This is a genomic window from Devosia insulae DS-56, from assembly GCF_000970465.2.
In the GTDB taxonomy this organism is placed as follows: domain Bacteria; phylum Pseudomonadota; class Alphaproteobacteria; order Rhizobiales; family Devosiaceae; genus Devosia_A; species Devosia_A insulae.
The window spans coordinates 1-23,586 of sequence record NZ_LAJE02000043.1 but is presented as its reverse complement, the minus strand read 5'-3'; the positions used below and the strand labels follow the sequence as shown (position 1 = coordinate 23,586).

The following is a 23,586-nucleotide window of genomic DNA, read 5'->3' as shown; positions in this document are numbered from 1 at the left end:
GGGCATTATCGGTTGAGGGAAGTCGGCTTATCTCAGGCCCCGAAGCAATCGAGGAGCATGACAATGTCGATCCCGACCATCACCTTGAACAATGGCGTCTCCCTGCCGGCCCTGGGGTTTGGCGTCTTCCAGACGCCGCCTGACGAGACCGAGGTTGCCGTCGCCGAGGCGCTGCGCGTCGGCTATCGCCATATCGATACCGCGGCGGGCTATGGCAACGAACGCGGCGTCGGCGCGGCGATCAGCGCATCGGGGCTCAAGCGGAGCGAGGTGTTCATCGAGACCAAGATCTGGATCAGCGATTACGGCTACGACGAAACGCTGCACAGCTTCACCAAGAGCGCCGGCAAGCTGGGGGTCGAGCAGATCGACCTGCTGCTGCTGCACCAGCCGCTGCCCTCGGCATTCGAGCGGACACTTGGCGCCTATCGGGCGCTCGAGACGCTGCTCGCCGACGGCAAGGTGCGGGCAATCGGCATCAGCAACTTCATGCCGCAGCGCCTTGAACATCTGCTTCAAGAGGTCAAGGTGGTGCCGGCGGTGAACCAGATCGAGGTCCACCCGTATTTCCAGCAGCGCGAACTGCAGGCGCTCAACGCGCAGCATGGCATCCTGACCCAGGCCTGGGCACCGATCGGTGGCATTACCTTTTATCGTCCGGGCTTTTCGAAGAGCACGCTGGCCGATCCCGTGATCCTCGAGATCGGCGCGGCACACGGCAAGTCGGCGGCGCAGGTGATGTTGCGCTGGGGGCTGCAGCAGGGCCGTTCGGTGATCCCCAAATCCGTCAAGCCCGAGCGCATTGCCGAGAACTTCGCGGTGTTCGATTTCGAGCTGACATCAGCACAACTCTCGGCGATCGACGGGCTCGACGGCATGCAGCGGGGCGGACCCGACCCGGACAGCATCACGCTCGAGACCTTCAAGCGCGAGATCCCCGAGGCCTAGAGCGATTCACTGGCGAGGTGACCCACTGCAGTCACCCCACCCGCTGAGCCGGCACAGCTCCTGCGCTAAGTTATGATCGTACCCCACGCACCGGGTCATTCCCGCGAAAGCGGGAATCTCTGTTTTCGTGCGCGCCGCACGATCGCAAACGGAGGTCCCCGCTTTCGTGGGGATGACACCGAGGTTGGGCGACTTGCAGAGCGTCGGTTCCCATTCCCGGCGCAGCCCATTGGGGGCTTGAGGCGGCTGTGGCGATCTAGCCCAGGCCTAGTCACGACCGCTGCAGCGGCGCCGCGTGCATTTGCGCGTAAGGGCCGTTTGCGGCGATGAGTTCGGCATGCCGGCCCTGTTCGGCGATCCTGCCGTGCTCGAGCATGACGATGCGATCGGCGCGTTCGATCGCCGAAAGCCGGTGCGCGACGACCAAAACCGCCCGGTCCTTGGCGATGGCCTCGATGGCGTCGAGGATGCCCTCTTCGCGGCGGGTGTCGAGGTGCGATGTCGCCTCATCGAGGATCAGCAGGGGCCGGTCACGCAGCACGGCGCGGGCGATGGCGACCCGCTGGCGCTCGCCGCCGGAGAAGCGCTTGCCGCGTTGTCCGACATGGGTGTCGAGCCCTTCGGGAAGCTGGTCGTAGAGGTCCCCCAGTCCCGCCACCCGCAGAGCGTTGATCAGCTCGTCGTCGCTCGCATCCTCGCGCCCGTAGTTGAGGTTGTCGCGCAACGGGGCGTCGCGCAGATAGACGTCCTGGCTGACCAGCGAAACGGTGCGCCACACGTCCTCCTCGGTGAGGTCTTTCGTGTCGATGCCGGCGACCTTGACGCTGCCGCTGCTCGGCCGAACGATACCGCAGGCCAGCGTGATGATGGTGGATTTGCCCGAACCGGACTGCCCGGCGACGGCGACGGTCTCGCCGCGCGCCACCGAGAAGGATACCTCGTCGAGAACCCGTGACAGGGATGCCTCCGTCTCGGTCTCGTCGACCTCGTCCAGCCGCGTGAGCGATATCCCGGCAAGAAAGCCGCTGCCGCCAGAGCTGGCCGAAGCCACGTCCGAGAGGCTCTTCACGGCAACGTCCTGGCGCGCCGGATAGGTGTAGCCGACATGCTCAAACACCAACTGGTTCGCGACCGGCGGCGAACTTGGGGGACGGGCGACCGCCGCGACACTGGCAAGGCCGGTATTGGGCGAGGCCAGCACCTGTTCCACCCGCTCGAGGCCCATGCCGGCGCGCACCAGCGGGTAACGTTGTCCGACCACTTCGCCCAAGGGTTGGCGCACCAGGCCGACGAAGAACAGGGCCGAGACGATGCTGCCGATCGAGACCTGTCCGGATGACGCCAGCAGCACGCCGATGCCGAGAAACAGCACGGTGACCAGGTCAAAGCACAGACGATAGGAAACGGCGATCACCGCCCGCCAGATGTCCATGTGCGCGGCGATCGCAACGGACTGCTCGGCGATTTCGTGAAAGCGCTGTTCTTCGGCAGCGGTGGCTCGCGCCTGGCGCACCAGGCTCACCGCGTCGGCACTGGTCGTGCTCTCGATCTGCAGGGCGGCGCGAGCGTTCACCTCGTAGGATTCGCGGATCGTGGCGTTGATCCGGCCCTCGGCGAAGCGAACGGCGAGCAAGGCCAGTGGCACGAGCACGAAGGCCGCAAGAAACCAGACGTTGATGAAGGCCAGCGCGATGGCGACCGCCGCAAGCCCGACCCAGCCATGCACGAAGGCGATCGGCACGGTGACAAACAGCGGGTCGACCATCCGCATGTCATTGGTCAGGCGGCTGTTCAGGACGCCGGGGTTGATGGTGAAATAGCTGAGCAGCGGCATGCGGAGCAGGCTGCCATAGAGCTTTTGCGCCAGTTGCCAGGAGAGCCCGTAGCCCACCCTGGCGCCGAGTGCGTTGGCACTGAGCTCTGCTGCGGCGCCGGCGACGGCGAGCAGCGCGACGAGGCCGAGCAGCGGCAGAACTTCAGCGAGCCCGGCGCCTTTGAGGGCGGTGTCGATGGTGCGGCCAAGCAGGATCGGCAGGCCGACGGGGAGAATTGCGGCGAGGGCGGTGAGGACGAGGACGGGCAAAATGCGGACCCAGTCGATTGAAAGGCCGAGCTCCAGAACTCTGCTGAACATGATCGCGACGTCCCCAAGTCGAACGACAGTATCCGCTACATCTAGGCGGCTGGGCAGGGGAGGTAAATGCTGCGCATTGGGCGCGGTCATCAGGGCAACAAAACTGCTGGCACGACGGGCCGGTCGACGCGATAACCGGTCTCGACCAGCTAGAGATCGCCATGACCACACCGACATCACCCTTCCCGTGGCCCGAGGAGCGCATTCAGCACTACACCGCCTATCGGGTGGCCGAACCGCCGGCGATCGATGGCCGGCTTGCTGCCGCAAGCTGGGGGCTGGCGCCGCGCTCGCCGCGCTTTGTCGACCTGATCAGCGGCAAACCGACGGTGCATGACACGCGCGCCGCGGTGCTGTGGGACGACACGCATCTCTATGTCGGGTTCTGGGTGGAGGAGCCGTTCGTCGAAGCCAGGCTCACCGAGCGCGACGCGCTGATCTGGAGCGAGAACGACGTCGAGTTGTTCGTCGCCGGCGCCGATGCCTATTACGAGCTCGAGCTCAACGCGCTGGGGACGATCTACGAGGCGTTCTTCGTCTGGGACGATGCCTATGAGCGGGCCGGCTTCAGCAAAGCGGTGGAGTTTTCACGCACGGCGCCGGGGGCCAAACCCTGGAACGGGGTGGGGTTCAACAAGCATCCCAGGGGGACGCGGCTCGGGTTGTTCAGCTGGGACATGCCGGGGCTCAGTGCCGCCGCCTCGATCGACGGGACGCTCAACGACAATACCGACCGGGATCGCGGCTGGACGGCGGAGATTGCCATTCCCTGGGCCAGTATGGGTTGGCTCGCCACCGACGGCCGCGCCCTGCCGCCACGCGATGGCGACACCTGGCGGATGGATTTTTCGCGCTTCAACACCTACCGCGCGGCGAAGCCAGCTGAGGATTCGGGTGGCTGGGCGCTGAGCGCGCACGGGGTGTGGGATTCGCACGTGCCGGAGCTGTTCCCGTATGTGCATTTTTCGACGAAGCTGGTGGGGAGCGAGTAGCGCAGGCCTTCCCACAACGCCCCCTCGCCCCTCTGGGGAGAGGGGCGCCAAGCGCGCCAGGTTTGCTTCTCGCGCTAGCGGCGACCGCTCGGCCGGTGTGCTTGGCTACCCCTCACCCTAACCCTTCCCCAGAGGGGAGAGGGGACGCGAGACCGCTCGGGTGCCAGCCAGCCTCAGTTCCCCCAGTAATCCGGGTCGAGCAGCTTGCCGTGAGCCCAGGCTTCGATCAGGGCGCCGGCGATGGCGCCGGGGCGGGGGCGGTTGATTTCGGGGTGCGTGCCGGCGAGGATCTCGAGCACTTCGACCCGCGTCACCCAGCGGGCATCGGAGAGTTCGACCGGGTCGATGGTGATCGCTTCGCTCGTCGCGTCGCCCTGGCAGCCGAACATCAGTGACATCGGGAAGGGCCAGGGCTGCGAGGAGACGTAGCGGACCGGGCCGACCTTGATGGCGCTCTCTTCCAGCGTTTCGCGGCGTACTGCCGCTTCGATGGTTTCACCCGGTTCGACGAAGCCGGCGAGCAGCGAATACATGCGATCGGGCCAGCTCGGGCTGCGGCCAAGCAGCAGCAGGTCGCCGCGGGTGATCGCCATGATCACCACCGGGTCGGTGCGCGGGAAATGCTGGGTGCCGCATTGCGGGCATTTGCGGACCCAGCCAGTACTCTCGACGGCGCTCGGCGTGCCGCAATTGGCGCAGAAACGATGGCTCGAATGCCAGCTGATCAGCGCCCGCCCGGTGGCGACGGTCTCGCCTTCGAGCCGGGTGAGGGTCGGCATCAGGCCGCGGATCTCGACGAACTTCAGCTCGGGGAAGCCGGGGTGGACCTGCTGGCTCTGGTCAATGAACTGGCCGATGGTGGTGGCGTCCTCGGGCGGCGACCAGAGCGGCAGGTCGGCGGCAAAGCGCGGCCCATCCGGCGTCAGCCCGACGAAGAGCGGCGCCTCGCGGCTGTCGGAGAGCGCGGGGTGATCGAGCGGCACGGCAGCGGGGCGACCTTCGGCATCGGCGAGCAGCTTGCCGCGCCAGAACACCAGCGTCCTGGCGCGCGGATCGGTGCGGGTCTCGTCGGTGGTGCGCAGGTGCGCGACGCGATCGAGCTCACCCGGCTTGAATGCAAACGCGTAGTCCACTGCTGCCCCTCCAGTTTGGTCCGGAGGGTTTAGGGGGATGCGGCGCGGGCTGCAAGCGGGGCGCTGAACTCTCCGTGATCCTCCCCCGCCACGCGGGGGAGGATCACGGAGAGGCCAATGCCCGCTCACCCGTTCCACTTCATCCCCATATAGACCCCGCCGACCTCGAGCTCTTCGAGCATCCGGGCGAGGTGTTTGTACTTGGTGGACTCGCGTTTCACCTTGTTGATCCAGAGCAGGTAGTCGTTGCGCTGGTAGGGCGGGCGGGCGTCGTAGGCGGCGCGGAGGCCGCTGCGGTCCAGCGCGTCGCGGACGAAGTCCGGCATGTCCTCGCGCTTGCGCAATGGCCGCAGCGCCGGGCTCATGCGAGCACCGCCTGTGCCTCGATCTCGATCAGGTAATCCGGGTTGGCGAGGCCGGCGACGCGCAGCACCGTGACGGTGGGCGGGTTGGTGCGGGCGCCCCAGAAACTCATCCAGGCGCCGAAGGCGGCGCGGAGGCCGGCGTGCTGGTCGATGACGACGGTGACTTTCACGAGATCCTCGAGTGTGGCTCCGGCGACGTCGAGCACCGCCTTGAGGTTGCGGAGCGCCTGTGTCGACTGGGCGACGACATCACCCTTGCCGATCACCTGGCCGTGCCGGTCGACAGCGTTCTGGCCACCGATCAGCAAGGTGCGGGCGCCAGTGGGCACGATGATGGCCTGGGTGAAGGCGGGGTTGTTGTGCAGGGCATCCGGATTGAGGTGCTGGACGGGCATTGGAGGTCTCCTTGGTTGATGTCTCAACATGGAGGGGACCTGCTGACAACGCCCGTCAGCAGGTTTCGCGGTATTCTATTACCGCGATCACCAACCTGACTGGTCGAGGCTGTAGAGTCGCCTGCCCGGACGACCCTACAGCCCCCTGATCCGCGATTGCCACCGGCGGATCATTTCCTCTGCAGCGGCTTCGGCGCCCTGCATGTTTGCACTCTGATAAACATCAACATCGACACCGTTATGCGACAGCTGGTCGACGGCTTCTGCCAGCACGGCGTTGAGGATGAACACCCCTGCGATGGTCGAGGTCGGTCCCATGCGGATGTCGTTGCCCACACTGAGCGCGGCGTCGCCATACTCGCCGCCATTGTCGAGGACCAGATCGGTCACCTGATAGAGCAGTTTGCCTGAGTCGTGGCGCGAGGTGATGGCGCGCGCGTGTCGCAGCGAGGTCAGCGCGATGGTGGTGGCGCCGCGGGCCTTGCAGGCGAGCGCCATTTCGATCGGATAGGCATTGCGCCCGGAATTGGAGGCGATGAACACCACGTCGCCCGCTTCCACCGGATAGTCGGCGAGGACGCGCTCGGCGCGGCCGGTTTCGCGTTCCAAGAGGGTGGAGCGCTCGGCCCCGAGGTGCAGCATCAGGTCGGGATCGAGAATGGCCTGCGCGGCAGCGATGCCGCCGGCGCGGTAAAAGGCCTCCTCGGCGATCAGATGCGAATGGCCGGAGCCGGCGACATAGACCAGGTGGTCGGTGCCGAGTGCGGTGGCGACGGCGTCGCGCGCCGCGTCGAGGGCGGCGGACTGCTCGCCGAGGATGCGGTCGAAGATGATGGCGAGCTGGTCGCGATAGCGCTGGCGCGGGATGGTCATTCTAGCCTCTGATTTCGCCGACATACTTGTACCGATCGCCGCGATACCAGGTCATTGCATCCTCGACCACGGTGCCGGACAGGCCGTAGCCGAGCTGTGAAACTTCAAGCACCGCGGCGCCCGGACGGATGCCGAGCTGGGCGGCAAGCGTCTCGTCGGCCTCGGTGGCCGAGAGGCTCTGCAGCACGCGGTGCGGACGGGCGTGGCGCGCGTCCATGCGTTCATAGAGCGAACCCGAGCCGTCGTAGTCGGCGCCCACGGCTTCGACCGGCACCACGGCGCGCTCGAGCGCGATGGCCTCGCCGCCGGCGAGACGCAGCCGGACCAGCGTGAGAATGGGCGAGCCGAGCGGCAGGCCGGTGCGAAAGGCGGCATCGGCGCCGACTCGGCCGATCGAGCATTCGAGCACGCGCGAGGTCGGCTCGAGCCCGCGCTGGCGCATATCTTCGGTAAAGCCGGAGAGCTGCGACAGTGCCTTGGGGATGCGGCCGACCACCACGGTGCCGGCGCCCGGCCGGGTGGCGATGATGCCCTGCTGGGCGAGTTCCTTCAGCCCCTGGCGCAGTGTCGAGCGCGAGACGGCGAGCGCCTCGGCCATCTCGCGTTCGGAGGGCAGCGACTCACCGGCGGCGATGGCGCCCGAATCGAGCACGGCGGTCAGCGCATTGCGCAGCCGCTCGCCCAAGGGGCCGTGCCGGGCCTCCATCCGTTCGCGTACCGCTGCGTAAAAGTCCAAGCGTCCTCCGCCCAGTGAGCCGTGGTTGTTCTCGCGCAACTGGTATGATTTTGGACTGGCGTTTGCAAGCGACTTGCGCGGAATGTCGCAGCAATTTTCGGCGCTGGACAAACTGGTTTAAACCAATAACATACCAGTTGGCAGGGGAGATAACTGCCAAGAAATTTGGGGCGAAAACAGGGTGTTACCGATGATGGCCAAAAGATTGGCGCTGACGACAGCGACCGCATTGCTGCTGCTGACCACGGCCGCGATGGCGCAAACCGAAGTGCGCTTCACGCACTCCATCACCGGCGGGTCGAGCCGCGAGGCGCTCGATTCGATCATCGCCGATTTCCAGGCCGCCAATCCCGACATCAAGATCAAGGAGATCGTCTTCGACGACGATCAGTATTCCAACCAGGGGCTGATCACCCAGCTGAAGAGCAACGAGGTCCCGGATATCTTCTTCGAATGGGCGGGCTTCCCGGTGCAGCGCGATGTCGCCGCCGGCTATGCCTACGACCTCACCGAAGCCATGGCCGCCGATGGCTGGAAGGACAGCTTCTCGCCGGCCGTGTGGACCGATGGCGCCGGCACCATGGTCGACGGCAAGCCCTACCTGGTGCCGCTGTCGCTCGATCTGACCAACACCATCTGGTACAACAAGAAGATCTTCGCCGAGCACAACCTAACGCCGCCCAAGACCTGGGACGAGTTTGTCGCGCTCAACAAGGCGCTGGCCGAGGCGGGCGAGACGCCGATCGTCGAGGGCAATAACGAGTTCTGGCCGCTCGGCAACTGGGCGGGCCACATCGCCGCCATGGTGGTGCCACCCGACGCCTATATCGCCGCCTTCAAGCAGGAAGCGCCGTTCAATACGCCCGAGTTCGAGAAGGCGCTGAACCTGCTCGTCGGCTTGCACGAGGTCGGTGCCTTCAACAAGGACATGCAGGCGCTGGGCGCCGATCCGGCGATGGCGACGTTCTTCCAGGAAGGTGCGGTGATGCACCCGATCGGCTCGTGGCTGGTGTCGGAGACTGCGAACCTCGCCGAGGAGGGCTTCGAGTACGGCCAGTTCAACACGCCGGTGATCGATGCGGCGCATCCGCTCGCCAACAGCGTGATCGGCACCATTACTGGGCTCGTCGTCCACAAGAACGCACCGCACCCGGCCGAAGCGATCAAGTTCCTCAAGTTCCTGACCTCGGAAGCGAGCCAGATCAAGTGGGCAGAGAGCGGCCAGATGAGCCCGGTGCAGGGGGTCAGCGACAAGGCCAAGCTCGACGAGCAGACCCAGGCCATGCTGGCGCTGATGAGCGGCGCTTCAGGCATCGTGCCGCCACCGGACAACAAGTATCCGGTGCCGGTCGCCGAGGCCTTCTACCAGGCCGCTGCCTTTGCCGCCTCGGGCGAAAAGAGCGCCAAGGACGCGCTGGTCTGGCTCGACGAAACGCTCGCCGCCATGGGCAAGCAGTAACCGGCGCCATACTTTGCAAGACCGCTCGGCCCCAATCAGCACCGGCGCCGCGAACCTGTTGTTCGCGGCGCCAGCGATGCTGCTATTCGCGACCTTCGTGCTGCTGCCATTGGGCGCGTCGGTCTATTATGCCTTCACCTTCTGGGATGGGTTCAGCGCGCCGCGCTGGGCCGGGTTTGCCAACTTCGCCCGGGCGCTGACCGACACGACCTTCCTCATGTCGTTCGTCCATGTCGTCCTCTACATCGCCGCGACGCTCGTCTTCGAGGTGACGTTCGGGCTGGTGATGGCGGTGCTGCTCAACTCGGATCGGCGCGGCTTCTCGCTGATGCGCGGCATGTTCTTTGCGCCGGTGGTGCTGTCGATGTCGGCGGCGGGCGTCCTATGGAAGTTCGTCCTCGACTACCGCACCGGGCTGCTCAACTCGACACTGCGCTCGGTAGGGCTCGGCGACTGGGCGCAGCCGTGGCTGGCGCAGCCGGAGACGGCTTTGCTCTTCATCTGCATCGTGTCCGGCTGGAAGTATGCCGGCTTCTACATGGTGATCTTTTTTGCGGCGCTGCGGCGCATTCCGCGCAACCTCTACGAGGCGGCGCGGCTCGATGGCGCCAATGGGGTGCAGCAGTTCACCGCCATCACCCTGCCGATGCTGAAGCAGAATGTCATCGTCTGCATCCTCCTCGCGGTGACCGGCGGCTTTGCCGGGTTCGACCTGTTCTTCACCATGACCAACGGGCAGCCGTTCGGGGCGACCGAAGTGCCGGCCACCTGGATCATCAAGCAGGCCTTCGACCAGAACCAGATCGGCTATGGCGTGGCGCTCACCGTGGTGCTGACGCTGGTCGTCTCGCTGATCTCGATTGGGTATCTCAAGATTTCGGAGCGCGGCAATGTCACGCGCTACTGAACGGCGTCGCAGCACCGCCGAGTGGCTGCAGTTCGGGGTGGCCGGCGCGATCGTCCTCGTCACGTTCTACCCGGCGATCTGGATGGTCTACTCGTCGTTCAAATCGAACCGAGAGATCTTCCGCTCGCCCTTCGCGCTGCCGGCGCAATGGCGCTGGGAGAACCTGATCGAGGCGTGGCAGGTCGGCGGGCTCGGCACGCTCTACTTCAACTCGGTGTTCGTGACGCTGGTGGCGGTCAGCATGTGCGTGCTGTTCGCCACGGCGGCGGCCTTCGCCTTCACCCGGCTGGAGTTTCCGGGGCGGAAGCTCATGTACCGGATCCTGTTGATCGGGTTGCTGCTGCCGCCGCCTTCGGTTGCCATCGCGCTGTTCACGCAGCTGCGCGACATGCACCTGCTCAATACGCCGTGGGCGCTGATCCTGCCGGGGGCCGCCTGGCAACTGGCCTTCACGGTGTTCCTGATGCGGGCCTATTTCATCTCGATCCGGCCCGACATGGAGGAAGCGGCGCGGCTCGATGGCGCCAATACCTGGGAAATCTTCTGGCATGTGTCGGTGCCGATGGTGTGGCCGGCGATGCTGACCATGGTGGTGCTCAACACCATCAGCGTCTGGAACGAGCTGCTGTTTGCGCTGCTGTTCGTCACCGACGATGCGCAACGTACCCTGCCGGTAGGGCTGGTGCGGTTCTCGGGCTACCACAGCACCGACTATTCACTGGTCTTCGCGGCACTGACCATCACCACGGTGCCGATCCTGATCCTCTACTTCGTCCTGCAACGGCATGTGATCGCCGGGCTCACCGCAACAGCGATGGACTGAACCAGATGGGAACTGTGCACGACTTTCCGAGTGTTACCGCCTCGCCGCCGGGGCTTTCCGGCTGGTCGCTGGATGTGCTGCTGGATCAGCCGGATCGACAGGGGGCGGGACGCGCCAAAGCCTCGACGACGTTCCTGTCTGGCGTCATCGAAGGCTTTTACGGGCGAGCGTGGACGCACCCACAGCGGGTCGAGATGCTCGACTGGATCGCCAATGCGGGGATGAACAGCTTCGTCTACGGGCCCAAGGACGACATCAAGATCCGCGCCCGCTGGCGCGAACTCTACAACGCGGCGGAAGCCGCAGCCCTCCAGGAGCTGGTCGACGCGGCACGCGCGCGGAAGCTCATTTTCATGGTGGCGATCGCCCCGTGTCTCGATGTCGTCTATTCGGACGCAAGCGACCTCGAGGCGCTGAAGCGCCGGCTCGACCAGCTCCTGGACCTCGGCGTGACGCATTTCGCGCTGTTGTTCGACGATATTCCGCGCACCATGATGCCGGCCGACGAGCGGGCCTTCCCGTCCTTTGCGGCGGCACAGAGCTATTTCGCCAACGAGGCCTTCAAGCATGTGCGGGCGCGGGCGCCCGGCGCCGCGGTGCTGTTCTGCCCGACCGAATATTGCGCGGCGTTTGCCGGGCATGACGTGCCGGGCTCGTCCTATCTCAACAGCATCGGGGCCGAGCTTCACCCGGAGATCGGGGTGTTCTGGACCGGGCCGGATATCGTTTCCAAGACCATCAGCGCGGAGAGCCTCATCGAAGTCGGCCGGGTGCTGCGGCGGAAGCCGGTGATCTGGGAGAATTTCCACGCCAACGACTACGATATCCGCCGCGTCTATGCCGGGCCGCTGGGCGGGCGGCACGCCGATATCCTGCCGCTGATCGATGGGATCATCACCAACCCCAATAACGAGTTCGAGGCCAACTTCGTGCCGGTGCACGCCACCGGCGCCTTCGCCGCCGGCTCGGACGATGAGGCTTCAGCCTTCGCGCTGGCGCTGAAGGCCTGGCAACCGCGCTTCCGGCTGGCCTTTACCGGGCAGACCGAGACGCTGACGGTGGAGGAGATCCGGCTGTTGGGCGAGCTGTTCTATCAGCCGTTCCATTGCGGGCCGCAGGTTGAGGGCCTCTTGCAATCGGCGCGGCGGCTGATGAGCGAGAAGCGGCCGGACGTGCGCAACGAGAGCTGGCAGGAGGGGCACGAGGCGCTGGTGCAGTTCCGCGACCGCATCACCGCTCTGTTCCACCGGATGACCGAACTCGAGAACCGCGACCTGTTCTACGCCTTCCACCCCTATCTGTGGGAAGCGCGCGAGGAGATGACGCACCTCGTCACCTATCTCGACTGGCTGGCGGGCGATCCGCCGCGCGGCGCCGACTTCCCCGACAAGGACCGGATCTACAACTTCTACCGGCAGGGTTTTACGGTGGCGGTGCAGGAGCTGTTGCCGCGCGACGGCAGCGGTCGCTACCGGCATGGGGCTTGATTTCGGTGGCGGCTACCGGTTGCGAGCAGCGCTGGCCGAGGACCACGCCGGGCTCAATATGGTGTGCCTCCGGACGGGCGACTCGGGGAAAGACGCAACCGAACGCGAGGATGACCCTGACCTGCTGGGGCTGATCTATGCCGTGCCGTACCAGGTGTACGAGCCGGATTTTGCCTTCGTGGTCGATGGGCCGAACGGGGTCTGTGGCTACATTTTCGGCGCGCCGGATACACCGGGAATCTATGCGAAGATGGCGGCGGACTGGTTTCCGCCGCTGGCGGCGCGGCTTGCCGATCCCGGGCCAGACGAGAGCCGGTGGCAGGGGAGCGACTGGGCCCGATACGCGATCCGTCATCCCGAATTCGTCTACCCCGACGTGCTGCACCGCTATCCGGCCCATGGCCATATCGACCTGCTCGAGGAGGCGCGCGGCAGGGGCATCGGCCGGCGCGGCATGGAGCATGTGATGGCAAAGCTGAGGCGGGCGGGAGCGACGGGGATGCACCTGCAGGTGAGCCCGGTGAACCGCGGGGCGCAGAGCTTTTATCGGAAGCTCGGGTTCGAGGTGTTGAAGGACGAAGTGTTGCCAAGGCATACGACGTTCATGGTGACGGGGCTTTAGGGGCTGAGCCGATAGAGACGGCCCCCTCCCGGCCTCCCCCATGAAGGGGGAGGTGAAGAGTCGAGGCTCTGTCTTCGATTGTGCCAAGAGAACCAGCGGGGCACCTGCCCCTTCATGGGGGAGGATGGGAGGGGGTCGTCTGCTTCAGTAGGCATCACGCCCGATCCGGCATGATCCTGAAGTCGTTCCCCTCCGGCAATAGCTGCCCGCCATCGACGATGATCGTCGTGCCGGTGATGTAGCTGGCTTCGTCCGAGGCGAGGAACAGGAAGGCGTTGGCGACGTCGCGGGGGCTGCCGAGGCGGCCGAGCGGGATGGCGTCTTCCATCGATTTGAGGAACTCGGGCGAGCGGTGCTGCTGCACCGCTTCGGTAAGGATGTTGCCGGGCTCGACCCCGTTGACGGTGATGCCGTAGCCGGAGAACTCGAGCGCGGCGGCGCGGATCAGGCCGTTGATGCCGGCTTTGGTGGCCGAGTAGTGGCCATGGCCGGGGCTGGTGACATGCGGACCGGTGATCGACGAGGTGAAGAGGATGCGGCCATAGCCCTGCGCCTTCATCGGCACCAGTGCGGCACGGGCCGCGATGAAGCTGCCACGCAGGTTCACCCCCATCACCCGATCCCAGTCGTCGACGGAGGTCTGTTCGAGCAGTTGCCAAGGGTAGATGCCGGCATTCTGCACCAGGATATCGAGCCGGCCATAGCTCTCGAGCGCCAGCGCCACGGCGGCCTCGGCGTCGGCGAGCTTCGAGATATCGGTATAGATGAAGGGCGCGCCGAGCTCGGCGGCGGTCGCCGCGCCGGCTTCGCGTTCGGTGTCGGCGACAACCAGATTGGCGCCCTCTTCGGCGAAGCGGACGGCAATAGCCTTGCCGATGCCGCGCGCCGCTCCGATGACGAGCGCGGTTTTGCCCTGAAGTCGTTTGGTCATGCGAGTTTTTGCCTGATCGAGAGTTTCAGTGTGTCGAGGAGCACGGCGGCGAGCACCAGCAGGCCATGGATCACCTGGGTGGAGGTGGCGGGCAGGCCCATCAGGTTGATGGCGGTATTGATGGCCGAGAGCAGCAGCACGCCGGCATAGACGCCGGGCAGGGCGCCGACGCCGCCCTTGAGGCTCACGCCGCCGATCACCACCGCGGCGAAGGCGTTGAAGAGGAGGCCCATGCCCAGATTGGCGGTGGCGCCCGAGGTGCGGATGGCGAGCAGCCAGCCGGCGAGCGCGGCGATGGCCCCGGCGAGCACGAACGAGGTGATGAGGATGCGGTCGACCTTGATGCCGGCGCGGAAGGCGGCGTTCTGGTTGCCGCCGATGATGATCAGGTGCCGGCCAAAGCGCGACTTGGCCATGATCAGCGAGAACACCACGAAGCAGAGGATGGCGATCCAGGCGGTGAGCGGCAGGCCGAGCAGGCGCTGCACCCCGAACCAGCGGATGGCGGGCGCCAGGTCCTGCGCCGAGCGGCCGCCGGAGAGCGCCAGCACCACGCCGCGCACCCAGATATAGGAGGCAAGGGTGACGATGAAGGCGTTCATTTTCAGCTTGACGATCAACAGGCCATTGAAGGCGCCGATGGCGCTGCCGACGGCCAGCGCAATGAGCAGCGAAACCGGGACGCCGAGCCAATCGGGCGTCAACTGAACGCCCATGCCGATACCGGCCGAGCAGAAGACGATGCCAACCGCCATGGCGGACAGCGCCGCGACGGACTCTACCGAGAGATCCATGTGGCCGGCGATGATCACCAAAGCGAGGCCGATCGACATGACGCCGAGCACCGAGGAGGCCTCGATGATGTTGGCGAAGATGCCGGGCTGAAAGTAGTTCGGCACGAAGATCGAGAACACCAGCAGCACGAACAGCAGCATGAACCAGACGAGGTTATCGAGGACGAACTCGAGGGCGCGGCGGGTGTTGGGGTTCATGCTGGGTTTCCGGTGCGCATTCTGTTTGGCGGAGGGCTGGGCTGCCCCTCACCCTGACCCTCTCCCCAGAGGGGAGAGGGGACGTTGTGGCACGGCCTGGAGGCTATCGCCCCCTCTCCCCTCCGGGGAGAGGGTCGGGGTGAGGGGCCGTACCCTCACTCCGGTGCGAGCTGCCTATTCCACCGACGTCACGGTATCCGTCGGGGGCTTGAGGTTGCCCCAGAAGGCCGGGTTGTCGATGTTTTCCATGGTGATGGCGGCGCCGGGGATCTTGATGTTGGGGCCCCAGGCTTCGATCGTCACGGTGGAGGGGAGGCCCAGCACGTCGTAGGAGCCGGCCTTGATCTCCTGCTTGTTGACGATCTTGTCCATGAACATGGCGACCGCGGCAGCCTGGGCGTAGAGCGGCTGCTCGACTTCGGCCTGCATCCAGCCCTTGCGGATCAGGTCGAGGCCGACCGGCGCGCCGTTCGAGGAGAGCATCAGCACGTCGCCCGGCTTCTTGCCGGCAGCTTCCAGCGAAGCGGCAGCGGCGACCGAGAGGTGGGCGGCGTGGTTGAAGATCAGGTCGATATCGGGGTTGGCCAGCAGCTGGTCGTTGACGATGGTGCCCGCGGCGTCGGCGGCCCAGCCGAGGGCCGGCAGCGAGATGATCTTGACGTCGGGATAGGCCGCCATCTTTTCCTCGAAACCCTTCTGGATATCGAGCGTGTAGGGGTCGCCCGGATCGCCGAGCACCTGCAGCACCTTGCCCTTCACGGCGCCGTTCTTCTTGGTGAGGAGACCCTCGACCACTTCGGCGGCGACATAGCCGATCTCGACGGTGCCGGCGACCGAGGTGAAGGACGACGGCGTCGAGGTGATCTGGCGGTCGAACTCGACCACCGGGATGCCGGCCGCCATCGCGGCCTCGATCGAGGGCTTCAGCGCATTGAAATCGACGGCGGCGAGAATGATGGCCGCGGGCTTCAGCGCGATCACGTCGTTCATCTGGGATTGCTGGACGTCGGTCTTGTTGTCGGCGTTGAGCGTCTGCATCTCATAGCCGACCTGCTTCAGGAACATTTCCAGCGCCGAGACCGAGCCGGTCTGGAACTCATCGAGCAGGGTGGGCACGAGGTAGTAGACCTTGCCCTTGGTCTGGGCGAAAGCCGGCGTCAGCAGGGCCAAAGCCACTGCCAGAACGCCTAGGAGGGATAGAAGTATTCGCTTCATTTTCGTTCGCTCCTGTTTGCCGGATTTCCTTGTTCTGCCCCTCAACCAGCCGCTCCGGCAGCGGCCAGGGTTTCCCCGGTGATCATGTTGACCACCGCATCGGGGCTCGTATCCTTGGTTGCAACATCGCCGGCCACGACGCCCTGGCGGATCACCACGATCCGGTCGGCGACCTGGAAAGCCTGCTGCATGATGTGAGTAATGATGACGACGCCGATCCCCTGGTTGGCGACGGCGCGGATCATCTCGAGGCCGCGGCGGGTCTGCTCGACGCCGAGCGCCGCAAAGGGTTCGTCGAGCAAGACGAGCTTGCCACCCCAGTGGACGAACCGATTGAGCTCGATGGCCTGGCGCTGGCCGCCCGAGAGATGCTCGACCTTGGTGCGCAGCGACGGGATCCTGGTGCCGGCGCTGGCAAGGGCCTTGGCGACGACGGCCTCCATGGCCTTTTCGTCGAGCACCGACATGCCCAGCACCTTCCTGGTGATCTCGCGGCCCATGAAGAAGTTGGCGACGACATCGACATTGGTGGCGAGCGACAGGTCCTGGTAGACCGTCTCGATGCCGGCGGCCTTGGCCTCCGAGGGCGATTTGGCGAGGAAGTCGCGGCCGTCGAAGGTCATCCGGCCGGAGGTGGGTTCGAGTCCGCCGGCGATGATCTTCACCAGGGTCGATTTGCCGGCGCCATTGTCGCCGAGCAGCGCCACCACTTCGCCCTTGCCGATAGTGAAGCTGATGCTCTTCAGCGCTTCGATAGCGCCATAATTCTTCCTGATGTCGTCGAGGACGAGCAGCGGGGCGAAGCTGGTCATGCGGCAAGTCCCTTGAGCTGAGTTTGGCCGGGAGCGAAAAGCTGGCCGAAGCGGGGCGAGAGCACGCCGGCAACCGCCAGCGCCGCGGCGCCGCGCAGCACGGTGTGCGGGCCGCCATCGGAGATGATCAGCCGTGGCGCCTTGCGGTCGTGGCGAGCCGAAACCGAATTGGGCAGCTCGGCGGCGACGCGGGCCAGCTCGGCGCTGAGGCTCGGCGGCGCGAGGCCGCCGAGGATCACCGTCTCGGGGTCGAACAGGTTCTCGATCGTGATGAGGGCGGCGCGCAGTTGCGGGCCGATGGCGTCGGCATAGGCAGCCTCGCCGAGCCCCCGCCGGTTGAAGGCTTCGAGCGAAACATAGCGTTCGAGGCAGCCGCGATTGCCGCAGGGGCAGAGCTCGCCATCGGGAACGATCGGGATGTGACTGATCTCGCCGGCATTGCCCCAGGCGCCGCGCTGGCCCACCCCTTCATGCACCATGATGCCGCCGAGGCCGACGCCGATGAACAGGTAGTAGAAATCGGCGAACTCGGCGCCGCGGCCATAGAGCCGCTCGCCCAACGCGGCGGCGGCCATATCGGATTCGATGAAGGCGGGCAGGCCCGTGACTTCGGCAAGCCGTTCGCGCAGCGCGACATTGCCCCAGCCGACCATGGTGGTGGGGCCAACAAAGCTCATCGACTCGACGCCGAACGGACCGGGCAGCGACAGGCCGACGCCAAGCATGCGGGCGCCGCCACGCAGGGCGCGCAGCTCGGCGACCATGCTGCCGATCAGGGTGAAGGCTTCGTCCGGGCTGCAGCGGGCGGCATTGCTGTGGACCGAGCCGACGACGTCGCCGGCGAGATTGATCAGCGCTGCATCGAGCCCGAGCGGGGTGATGTAGACGCCGATGGCATAGCCGCCCTCGGGGTTGATGCGCAGCGTCGTCGGCGGCAGGCCGCGACCGCGCGGCTCCTCGCGGTTGGAGAGGATGTAACCCTGCTCTTCGAGCTCGCGGATGATGGTGGAGACGGTCTGGACAGTGAGGCCAACCTCCGCCGCGATGCGGCCACGGGTGGTCGGGCCAGTCGCACGGATGGCTTCAAGGACGATGCGCCGGTTGTACGGCCGTCCGAATTCCTGGTTCGTCCCCCTCAGGCCCAAGGCGTCCCTCCTAGGCTGGACCGGGAGACTGTGACGGCGGATTTATTAAGTCAAATGGAATTCAGAAATCGCCGCTGAAATGATGGGCAGGGTTGCGAAACCGGCGCTTGATTGTGCAGCTCGAACATGCCGATAACGGGGCCATGCCGGTACAGGACCTCGCCATTCTGGTGATCGACGAGAACCGCATCCGTGCCTCGATCATCGAGGACGGATTGCGTGAGGCCGGCCATGCCCGGGTCACGGTGGTCAACGAGATCAACGAGGTGGCGCGGGTCATCGAGCGCGACATGCCCGACGTGGTGGTGATCGACCTCGAGAACCCCAATCGCGATCGGCTGGAGCATTTCTTCACGCTGAGCCGGGCGCTGAAAAAGCCCATCGCCATGTTTGTCGACCGCTCGGACGCTTCGGCGATCGAGGCGGCGGTGGAGGCGGGGGTCTCGGCCTATGTGGTCGACGGGCTGAAGAAGGAGCGGGTGAAACCGATCCTCGATATGGCGGTGAGCCGCTTCAACGCCTTTGCCCGGCTGACGCGGGAACTGGAGCAGGCGCGCAGCGAACTCGAGGATCGCAAGGTCATCGACCAGGCCAAGGCGATCCTGTTGCGCACCCGCGGGCTCAGCGAGGCCGATGCCTACAAGCTGCTGCGCAAGACCGCGATGAACCAGAACCGCCGCATCGTCGATATTGCCCAGAGCCTGGTGACGGCCGACAGCCTGCTCGGCCCAGAGGAATAATCATGTCGCTCATTGCCCTCTCCGCCGGTTTCCTGCCCTTGCTCGACAGCGTGCTGCTGGTGCTGGCGCGGGAAAAGGGGTTCGCGGCGGCCGAGGGGCTCGACCTGCATCTGGTCAAGGAGACCTCGTGGGCCAATATCCGCGACCGGGCGGCTTTGGGGCATTTCGATTTCGCCCAGATGCTGGCGCCGATGCCGATTGCTGCGACGCTGGGCCTCAACCCGCTATCGGTGCCGATGATCACCCCGATGATGCTGGGGCTGGGCAATAATGGGGTGACGGTGAGCGCCGGGCTCTGGGCGCGGCTGGCCGATGCCGGGGCGCCGGCGACGCTCGCGGCCGGGCCGGTCGGCGCGGCGCTCAAGCAGGTGGTTGCGTCGTCGCAGCAGAAGCTGCGGTTCGGCGTGGTGCACCAGACCTCGTCGCATAATTACGAACTGCGCTACTGGCTGATGGCGAGCGGCATCGTGCCGGAGCGCGATATCGAGATCGTGGTGCTGCCACCGCCGCTGCTGCCCGAGGCGCTCGGCTCGGGAGGCATCGATGGTTATTGCGTCGGCGAACCGTGGAACACGGTCGGGGTGAAGAATGCCGGGGCGCATATCGCCACGGTGAAGGCCGCGATCTGGCGCTCGAGCCCCGACAAGGTGATCGGCATGCGGGCGCATTGGGCCGAGGCCAATAGCGACATCGTCGCCGGGCTGATCCGGGCGGTGCACCATGCCGCGGTGTGGTGCGGCGAGAGCGTCAACCATCAAGAGATCGCCGCGATCATGGCGGCGCCGCATTATCTCGGGCTGCCGGCGGAGTTGATCCTCCCGGCGCTGAATGGGCAGTTCGATATCGGTGGCGGGGCGACGGCAATGGTGCCGGAGCACTTCGTTCCTTATGCCGGGGCAGCCAACTTCCCGTGGACCAGCCACGCGGCGTGGTTCTACAGCCAGATGGTGCGCTGGGGCGAGGTCGAGCACAAAGCCGAGCGGGCGCGCGCCGCGGCCATGACCTTCCGCCCGGATGTCTATCGCTCAGCCCTGGCGCCGCTCGGGGTGCCGATGCCGCTCGCCGACAGCAAGGTCGAGGGGCTGCTGTCCGCGCCGACCGAGGTAGCGTCGACAGCGGGCACGCTGGTGATCGGGCCGGACGGATTCTTCGACGGGGTGCCGTTCGATCCGGATCAGGTCGAGGCGTATATTGCGGGGCAGCGGGCGCCGTAGTTTAGGCGCGTCACTGAAGCAGACGACCCCCTCCCATCCTCCCCCATGAAGGGGGAGGTGCCCCGCCGGTTCACTAGGCACGATGGAAGACAGAGCCTCGACGCTTCACCTCCCCCTTCATGGGGGAGGCCGGGAGGGGGCCGTCTCTATCAGTCAGGTGGCCCAGCACCGTCATCTCGAGCTTTGCGCAAACGATAGGCATATCTGATAATTGCCTATGTTGCGTGCAAATTGTGGGCGAGTGGATTCTGATTGAGCAGTTTCCACCCCTGCCCAATTTTCAACCACGCACCTAACCATCTGAAACCTCATCACTTATCGCGCTACCCCAGTTTGGCACGGCGCGTGCATTGTGTTTCCCGAACGCAAATTCGCGATCATTCGGCGTCCAACGGTGGGCGCCCCACGACAGGCAAAGCCGCCAACGGGAACGCCGACTGGTCTCCGGACCAGCGTGCAAGACCTGTTGGCGGCTTTGTCGTTTTGGGGCCGAGGGGCACTTCGGGGCGCCGGCTGATCGCATCACTCGGAGAGACTTGATGACCAGACCGACCACCACCTCCCTCCTCACCCGCCGGGCTTTCCTCGCGGGCACTACGGCAACCGCGGCAACGCTCGTGGCGGCCAAAACCCTGTTCCCCTCCGGCGCCTTTGCCCAAGGAGCGGGCCCTGAAGTCACCGGCGCCAAGCTTGGCTTCATCGCGCTGACCGACGCCGCGCCGTTGATCGTTGCCAGGGAAAAGGGGCTCTTCGCCAAGCATGGCGTGCCCGACGTCGAAGTGCTGAAGCAAGCCAGCTGGGGCGCGACGCGCGACAACCTGGTGCTGGGCGGCGCGGCCAACGGCATCGACGGGGCGCATATCCTGACGCCGATGCCCTACCTGATTTCGACCGGCAAGGTGACGCAGAACAACGTGCCGCTGCCGATGTCGATCGTGGCGCGGCTCAACTATGACAGCCAGGGCCTGTCGGTCGCCCAGGAGTACAAGGATGTCGGTGTGGGTCTCGATGCCGGTCCGCTGAAGGAGGTTTTTGCGGCCAGGAAGGCGAGCGGCAAGGACGTCACCGTGGCCATGACCTTCCCGGGCGGCACGCACGATTTGTGGATCCGCTACTGGCTCGCGGCGGCAGGCATCGATCCCAACAAGGACGTCACCACCGTGGTGGTGCCGCCACCGCAGATGGTCGCCAATATGAAAGTTGGCAACATGGACGCATTCTGCGTCGGTGAGCCGTGGAACGAGCAGCTGGTCAACCAGGGCATCGGCTTCACAGCCGCGACCACCGGCGAGCTCTGGAAGGGACACCCGGAGAAGGCGCTCGGTCTGCGTAATGACTTCATCGAAGCAAATCCCAATGCGGTGCGAGCCATTCTGATGGCTGTGATGGAGGCCCAGCAATGGGCTGACGACTTCGCCAACAAGGAGGAGATGGCCGATATCCTCAGCAAGCGGTCGTGGTTCAACGTACCCGCTGCCGATGTGCTCGGGCGCCTCAAGGGCGACATCAACTACGGCAATGGCCGCGTGGAGACGGCGACTGGGCTGGAGATGAAGTTCTGGAAGGGCGGCGTCTCCTATCCGTTCAAGAGCCATGATGCGTGGTTCCTCACCGAAGATATCCGCTGGGGGTACCTGCCGGCCGAAACCGACGTGAAGGCGCTGGTCGACCAGGTGAACCGCGAGGACCTGTGGCGCGATGCGGCCAAGACGCTCGGCGTCGCAGCGGCCGACATCCCGGCTTCGAGCTCGCGCGGGCCGGAGACCTTCTTCGACGGCAAAGTGTTCGATCCCGAAAACCCCTCCGCCTATCTCGAGAGCCTCGCGATCACCGCTCTCGGCTGATGTCCCCTGACTGGCGCCGGGCTTAACCCCGGCTCGGCGCCACTTTTTCCCTCTCAGTACGGACCAGCAATCATGAGTGCAGAGGCCCAGTTCGAAACCGTCGTGCCGACCAAGAAGGCGAAGGTGTTCGCTTTTCCGGCACAGCCCGCCAGCCGCAGGATCGACATGCAGAAGCTCGCCACGGGCGTCGCGCGCTCCGTGGTGCCGCCGCTGATCGTCATCCTGTTGATCCTGTTGATCTGGCAGATCGCCTGCTCGACCCCGGGCGCCTCGCTGCCGCCGCCCTCGGTGGTGTGGGAGCAGGCGGGCGAACTGATCTGGAACCCGTTCTTCGACTATGGCAATGGCGATATCGGGCTCGCCTGGCGGGTATTTGCGTCGCTGCAGCGGGTCGCTGTCGGCTTCGGCCTTGCCGCCCTGGTGGGCGTGGCGGTCGGGGCGTTTATCGGGCAATCGGTCTGGGCGATGCGCGGGCTCGACCCGATCTTCCAGATCCTTCGCACTGTTCCGCCTTTGGCCTGGCTGCCGCTGTCGCTGGCGGCCTTTCGCGACAGTCACCCATCGGCCATCTTTGTCATCTTCATCACCGCCGTGTGGCCGGTGATCATCAACACCGCGGTGGGCGTGCGGAACATCCCGAACGACTACCGGAACGTCGCGGCAATCCTGCGGCTCAATCCGATCGAGTTCTTCTTCAAGGTGATGGTGCCGGCCGCGGCGCCGTACATTTTCACCGGTTTGCGGATCGGCATCGGGCTCAGCTGGCTGGCCATCGTCGCGGCCGAAATGCTCACCGGCGGGGTCGGCATCGGCTTTTTCATCTGGGATGCGTGGAACTCGTCGCGCTTGCCCGACATCATCGTGGCGCTGGTCTATATCGGCGTGGTCGGCTTCATGCTCGATCGCCTGGTTGCCGGCTTCGGCGCCTTCATCACCCGCGGCACAGCCGCGAACTGAGGAAGAGCACCATGGCTGGCTATCTCAAGATCGAGCACGTCGACAAAAGCTTCGAGCGCAACGGGGTGACCTCGGAGGTGCTGAAGGACATTTCGCTGGAGATTTCCGAGGGCGAGGTGATCTCGATCATCGGGCATTCGGGCTGCGGCAAGTCCACACTGCTCAACCTGATCGCCGGGCTGACCGAGGTGAGCTCGGGCGCCATCGTCCTTGGCTCGGAAGTGGTCAGCGGGCCGGGGCCGGAGCGGGCGGTGGTGTTCCAGAACCATTCGCTGCTGCCCTGGCTGACGGTCTACGAGAACGTCAACCTGGCGGTTTCGAAGGTGTTCGGCGCAAAGCGGTCGAGGGCCGAGCGGCATGAGTGGATCATGCACAATCTCGACCTGGTGCAGATGGGTCATGCCCGGGACAAGCGGCCGGCGGAGATTTCCGGCGGCATGAAGCAGCGCGTCGGCATTGCCCGGGCGCTGGCGATGGAACCGAAGATCCTCTTGCTCGACGAGCCGTTCGGGGCGCTCGACGCGCTGACGCGGGCGCACCTGCAGGATGCGGTGATGGAGATTCACGAGCGGCTCCACAACACCATGATCATGATCACCCACGACGTCGACGAGGCGGTGCTGCTCTCGGATCGGATCGTGATGATGACCAACGGGCCGGCGGCGCGGATCGGCGAAGTGCTGGATGTGCCGCTCGGCCGGCCGCGCCGGCGGCTCGAGCTGGCCGGCGACCGGACCTATCTCAAGTGCCGCGAGGCGGTGCTGAAGTTTCTGTATGAACGGCATCGGTTTGTTGAGGCGGCTTAGCACTGGCGGTGCCGAGATCCTCCCCCGCGTGGCGGGGGAGGGGGACCGCCGAAGGC

At 65.6% G+C, this 23,586-nt stretch carries 23 protein-coding genes; 12 read left to right on the top strand and 11 right to left on the bottom strand.

Annotated features, from left to right (window positions below):
• Nucleotides 1–63: 63 nt before the first annotated feature.
• On the top strand, nt 64–948 hold the full coding sequence (locus VW23_RS01675; protein WP_069907858.1) for an aldo/keto reductase: 885 nt from the start codon (nt 64–66) through the stop codon (nt 946–948).
• A 271-nt stretch (nt 949–1,219) separates the two neighbouring features.
• Here VW23_RS01675 and VW23_RS01670 read toward each other — a convergent pair whose 3' ends face one another.
• A complete protein-coding gene (locus VW23_RS01670) occupies nt 1,220–3,082 on the bottom strand; it encodes an ABC transporter ATP-binding protein (RefSeq protein ID WP_069907857.1) in 1,863 nt (620 codons plus the stop codon).
• Nucleotides 3,083–3,243: 161 nt separating this feature from the next.
• Between VW23_RS01670 and VW23_RS01665 the strand changes: the two genes are divergently transcribed.
• Nucleotides 3,244–4,074: a carbohydrate-binding family 9-like protein gene (locus VW23_RS01665; RefSeq protein ID WP_069907856.1), complete on the top strand. Its 831-nt coding sequence runs from the start codon at nt 3,244–3,246 to the stop codon at nt 4,072–4,074.
• Between the two features lie 173 nt (nt 4,075–4,247).
• Here the strand turns inward: VW23_RS01665 and nudC are convergent, their stop codons facing one another.
• The 5 genes from nudC to VW23_RS01640 form a co-directional block, all read right to left on the bottom strand.
• On the bottom strand, nt 4,248–5,207 hold the full coding sequence (nudC, locus tag VW23_RS01660) for an NAD(+) diphosphatase (protein WP_069907855.1): 960 nt from the start codon (nt 5,205–5,207) through the stop codon (nt 4,248–4,250).
• Between the two features lie 125 nt (nt 5,208–5,332).
• Nucleotides 5,333–5,572 carry a YdeI/OmpD-associated family protein gene (locus tag VW23_RS01655; protein WP_069907854.1) on the bottom strand — a complete coding sequence of 80 codons (240 nt, stop codon included), beginning with the start codon at nt 5,570–5,572 and terminating at the stop codon, nt 5,333–5,335.
• Entirely contained in the window at nt 5,569–5,967 is a 399-nt protein-coding gene (locus tag VW23_RS01650) for a RidA family protein (RefSeq protein WP_069907853.1), read from the bottom strand. Before VW23_RS01650 ends, VW23_RS01655 begins: the two co-directional genes overlap by 4 nt.
• 135 nt (nt 5,968–6,102) lie before the next feature.
• Nucleotides 6,103–6,840: a sugar isomerase domain-containing protein gene (locus tag VW23_RS01645; RefSeq protein WP_069907852.1), complete on the bottom strand. Its 738-nt coding sequence runs from the start codon at nt 6,838–6,840 to the stop codon at nt 6,103–6,105.
• Between the two features lies 1 nt (nt 6,841).
• Complete coding sequence (locus VW23_RS01640; protein WP_141728179.1) at nt 6,842–7,576, bottom strand: GntR family transcriptional regulator; 735 nt, start codon at nt 7,574–7,576, stop codon at nt 6,842–6,844.
• A gap of 190 nt (nt 7,577–7,766) precedes the next feature.
• On the opposite strand from VW23_RS01640, the gene VW23_RS01635 reads away from it, so the two are divergent.
• The 5 genes from VW23_RS01635 to VW23_RS01615 all read left to right on the top strand — a co-directional run bounded on the left by VW23_RS01635 (nt 7,767) and on the right by VW23_RS01615 (nt 12,874).
• Nucleotides 7,767–9,035, top strand: coding sequence for an ABC transporter substrate-binding protein (locus VW23_RS01635; protein ID WP_084645422.1), 1,269 nt, complete (start codon nt 7,767–7,769; stop codon nt 9,033–9,035).
• Between the two features lie 76 nt (nt 9,036–9,111).
• Nucleotides 9,112–9,942, top strand: a complete 831-nt coding sequence (locus VW23_RS01630; protein ID WP_069907867.1) for a carbohydrate ABC transporter permease — start codon at nt 9,112–9,114, stop codon at nt 9,940–9,942.
• Nucleotides 9,926–10,765, top strand: a complete 840-nt coding sequence (locus VW23_RS01625; protein ID WP_069907849.1) for a carbohydrate ABC transporter permease — start codon at nt 9,926–9,928, stop codon at nt 10,763–10,765. Before VW23_RS01630 ends, VW23_RS01625 begins: the two co-directional genes overlap by 17 nt.
• A gap of 5 nt (nt 10,766–10,770) precedes the next feature.
• Nucleotides 10,771–12,252: a beta-N-acetylglucosaminidase domain-containing protein gene (locus VW23_RS01620; protein WP_069907848.1), complete on the top strand. Its 1,482-nt coding sequence runs from the start codon at nt 10,771–10,773 to the stop codon at nt 12,250–12,252.
• Complete coding sequence (locus VW23_RS01615; RefSeq protein WP_069907847.1) at nt 12,242–12,874, top strand: GNAT family N-acetyltransferase; 633 nt, start codon at nt 12,242–12,244, stop codon at nt 12,872–12,874. The genes VW23_RS01620 and VW23_RS01615 overlap by 11 nt, the downstream gene beginning before the upstream one ends.
• A 154-nt stretch (nt 12,875–13,028) precedes the next feature.
• Here VW23_RS01615 and VW23_RS01610 read toward each other — a convergent pair whose 3' ends face one another.
• The 5 genes from VW23_RS01610 to VW23_RS01590 form a co-directional block, all read right to left on the bottom strand.
• On the bottom strand, nt 13,029–13,805 hold the full coding sequence (locus VW23_RS01610) for an SDR family NAD(P)-dependent oxidoreductase (RefSeq protein ID WP_069907846.1): 777 nt from the start codon (nt 13,803–13,805) through the stop codon (nt 13,029–13,031).
• Nucleotides 13,802–14,797, bottom strand: a complete 996-nt coding sequence (locus VW23_RS01605) for an ABC transporter permease (RefSeq protein WP_069907845.1) — start codon at nt 14,795–14,797, stop codon at nt 13,802–13,804. Before VW23_RS01605 ends, VW23_RS01610 begins: the two co-directional genes overlap by 4 nt.
• Nucleotides 14,798–14,971: 174 nt before the next feature.
• Nucleotides 14,972–16,012: a sugar ABC transporter substrate-binding protein gene (locus VW23_RS01600; RefSeq protein WP_069907844.1), complete on the bottom strand. Its 1,041-nt coding sequence runs from the start codon at nt 16,010–16,012 to the stop codon at nt 14,972–14,974.
• A gap of 41 nt (nt 16,013–16,053) precedes the next feature.
• Entirely contained in the window at nt 16,054–16,824 is a 771-nt protein-coding gene (locus VW23_RS01595; RefSeq protein WP_069907843.1) for an ATP-binding cassette domain-containing protein, read from the bottom strand.
• Nucleotides 16,821–17,969, bottom strand: a complete 1,149-nt coding sequence (locus VW23_RS01590; RefSeq protein ID WP_069907842.1) for an ROK family transcriptional regulator — start codon at nt 17,967–17,969, stop codon at nt 16,821–16,823. The genes VW23_RS01595 and VW23_RS01590 overlap by 4 nt, the downstream gene beginning before the upstream one ends.
• A gap of 143 nt (nt 17,970–18,112) precedes the next feature.
• Here VW23_RS01590 and VW23_RS01585 point away from each other — a divergent pair, with 143 nt between their 5' ends.
• The 5 genes from VW23_RS01585 (at nt 18,113) to VW23_RS01565 (ending at nt 23,530) form a co-directional block, all read left to right on the top strand.
• Nucleotides 18,113–18,709, top strand: coding sequence for an ANTAR domain-containing response regulator (locus VW23_RS01585; protein WP_055876888.1), 597 nt, complete (start codon nt 18,113–18,115; stop codon nt 18,707–18,709).
• A 2-nt stretch (nt 18,710–18,711) separates the two neighbouring features.
• Complete coding sequence (locus VW23_RS01580; RefSeq protein ID WP_069907841.1) at nt 18,712–19,923, top strand: CmpA/NrtA family ABC transporter substrate-binding protein; 1,212 nt, start codon at nt 18,712–18,714, stop codon at nt 19,921–19,923.
• Between the two features lie 539 nt (nt 19,924–20,462).
• Nucleotides 20,463–21,767, top strand: coding sequence for a CmpA/NrtA family ABC transporter substrate-binding protein (locus VW23_RS01575; protein ID WP_069907840.1), 1,305 nt, complete (start codon nt 20,463–20,465; stop codon nt 21,765–21,767).
• Between the two features lie 72 nt (nt 21,768–21,839).
• Complete coding sequence (gene ntrB / locus VW23_RS01570; protein ID WP_069907839.1) at nt 21,840–22,724, top strand: nitrate ABC transporter permease; 885 nt, start codon at nt 21,840–21,842, stop codon at nt 22,722–22,724.
• An 11-nt stretch (nt 22,725–22,735) separates the two neighbouring features.
• The gene (locus VW23_RS01565) at nt 22,736–23,530 is read left to right on the top strand and encodes an ABC transporter ATP-binding protein (protein ID WP_069907838.1); all 795 of its coding nucleotides are present in this window, start codon (nt 22,736–22,738) and stop codon (nt 23,528–23,530) included.
• The last annotated feature ends 56 nt before the right edge of the window (nt 23,531–23,586 follow it).

What these genes read in the sequence shown, in the direction of transcription:
- VW23_RS01665 (WP_069907856.1), top strand. Translation starts at nt 3,244, where the DNA reads ATGACCACACCGACATCACCCTTCCCGTGGCCCGAGGAGCGCATTCAG.
- VW23_RS01575 (WP_069907840.1), top strand. Translation starts at nt 20,463, where the DNA reads ATGACCAGACCGACCACCACCTCCCTCCTCACCCGCCGGGCTTTCCTC.
- VW23_RS01645 (WP_069907852.1), bottom strand. Translation starts at nt 6,840, where the DNA reads ATGACCATCCCGCGCCAGCGCTATCGCGACCAGCTCGCCATCATCTTC.
- VW23_RS01595 (WP_069907843.1), bottom strand. Translation starts at nt 16,824, where the DNA reads ATGACCAGCTTCGCCCCGCTGCTCGTCCTCGACGACATCAGGAAGAAT.
- VW23_RS01650 (WP_069907853.1), bottom strand. Translation starts at nt 5,967, where the DNA reads ATGCCCGTCCAGCACCTCAATCCGGATGCCCTGCACAACAACCCCGCC.
- VW23_RS01675 (WP_069907858.1), top strand. Translation starts at nt 64, where the DNA reads ATGTCGATCCCGACCATCACCTTGAACAATGGCGTCTCCCTGCCGGCC.
- VW23_RS01635 (WP_084645422.1), top strand. Translation starts at nt 7,767, where the DNA reads ATGATGGCCAAAAGATTGGCGCTGACGACAGCGACCGCATTGCTGCTG.
- VW23_RS01670 (WP_069907857.1), bottom strand. Translation starts at nt 3,082, where the DNA reads ATGTTCAGCAGAGTTCTGGAGCTCGGCCTTTCAATCGACTGGGTCCGC.
- VW23_RS01630 (WP_069907867.1), top strand. Translation starts at nt 9,112, where the DNA reads ATGCTGCTATTCGCGACCTTCGTGCTGCTGCCATTGGGCGCGTCGGTC.
- VW23_RS01600 (WP_069907844.1), bottom strand. Translation starts at nt 16,012, where the DNA reads ATGAAGCGAATACTTCTATCCCTCCTAGGCGTTCTGGCAGTGGCTTTG.
- VW23_RS01605 (WP_069907845.1), bottom strand. Translation starts at nt 14,797, where the DNA reads ATGAACCCCAACACCCGCCGCGCCCTCGAGTTCGTCCTCGATAACCTC.
- VW23_RS01610 (WP_069907846.1), bottom strand. Translation starts at nt 13,805, where the DNA reads ATGACCAAACGACTTCAGGGCAAAACCGCGCTCGTCATCGGAGCGGCG.
- VW23_RS01655 (WP_069907854.1), bottom strand. Translation starts at nt 5,572, where the DNA reads ATGAGCCCGGCGCTGCGGCCATTGCGCAAGCGCGAGGACATGCCGGAC.
- VW23_RS01580 (WP_069907841.1), top strand. Translation starts at nt 18,712, where the DNA reads ATGTCGCTCATTGCCCTCTCCGCCGGTTTCCTGCCCTTGCTCGACAGC.
- VW23_RS01625 (WP_069907849.1), top strand. Translation starts at nt 9,926, where the DNA reads ATGTCACGCGCTACTGAACGGCGTCGCAGCACCGCCGAGTGGCTGCAG.
- VW23_RS01620 (WP_069907848.1), top strand. Translation starts at nt 10,771, where the DNA reads ATGGGAACTGTGCACGACTTTCCGAGTGTTACCGCCTCGCCGCCGGGG.
- VW23_RS01615 (WP_069907847.1), top strand. Translation starts at nt 12,242, where the DNA reads ATGGGGCTTGATTTCGGTGGCGGCTACCGGTTGCGAGCAGCGCTGGCC.
- VW23_RS01565 (WP_069907838.1), top strand. Translation starts at nt 22,736, where the DNA reads ATGGCTGGCTATCTCAAGATCGAGCACGTCGACAAAAGCTTCGAGCGC.
- VW23_RS01585 (WP_055876888.1), top strand. Translation starts at nt 18,113, where the DNA reads ATGCCGGTACAGGACCTCGCCATTCTGGTGATCGACGAGAACCGCATC.
- ntrB (WP_069907839.1), top strand. Translation starts at nt 21,840, where the DNA reads ATGAGTGCAGAGGCCCAGTTCGAAACCGTCGTGCCGACCAAGAAGGCG.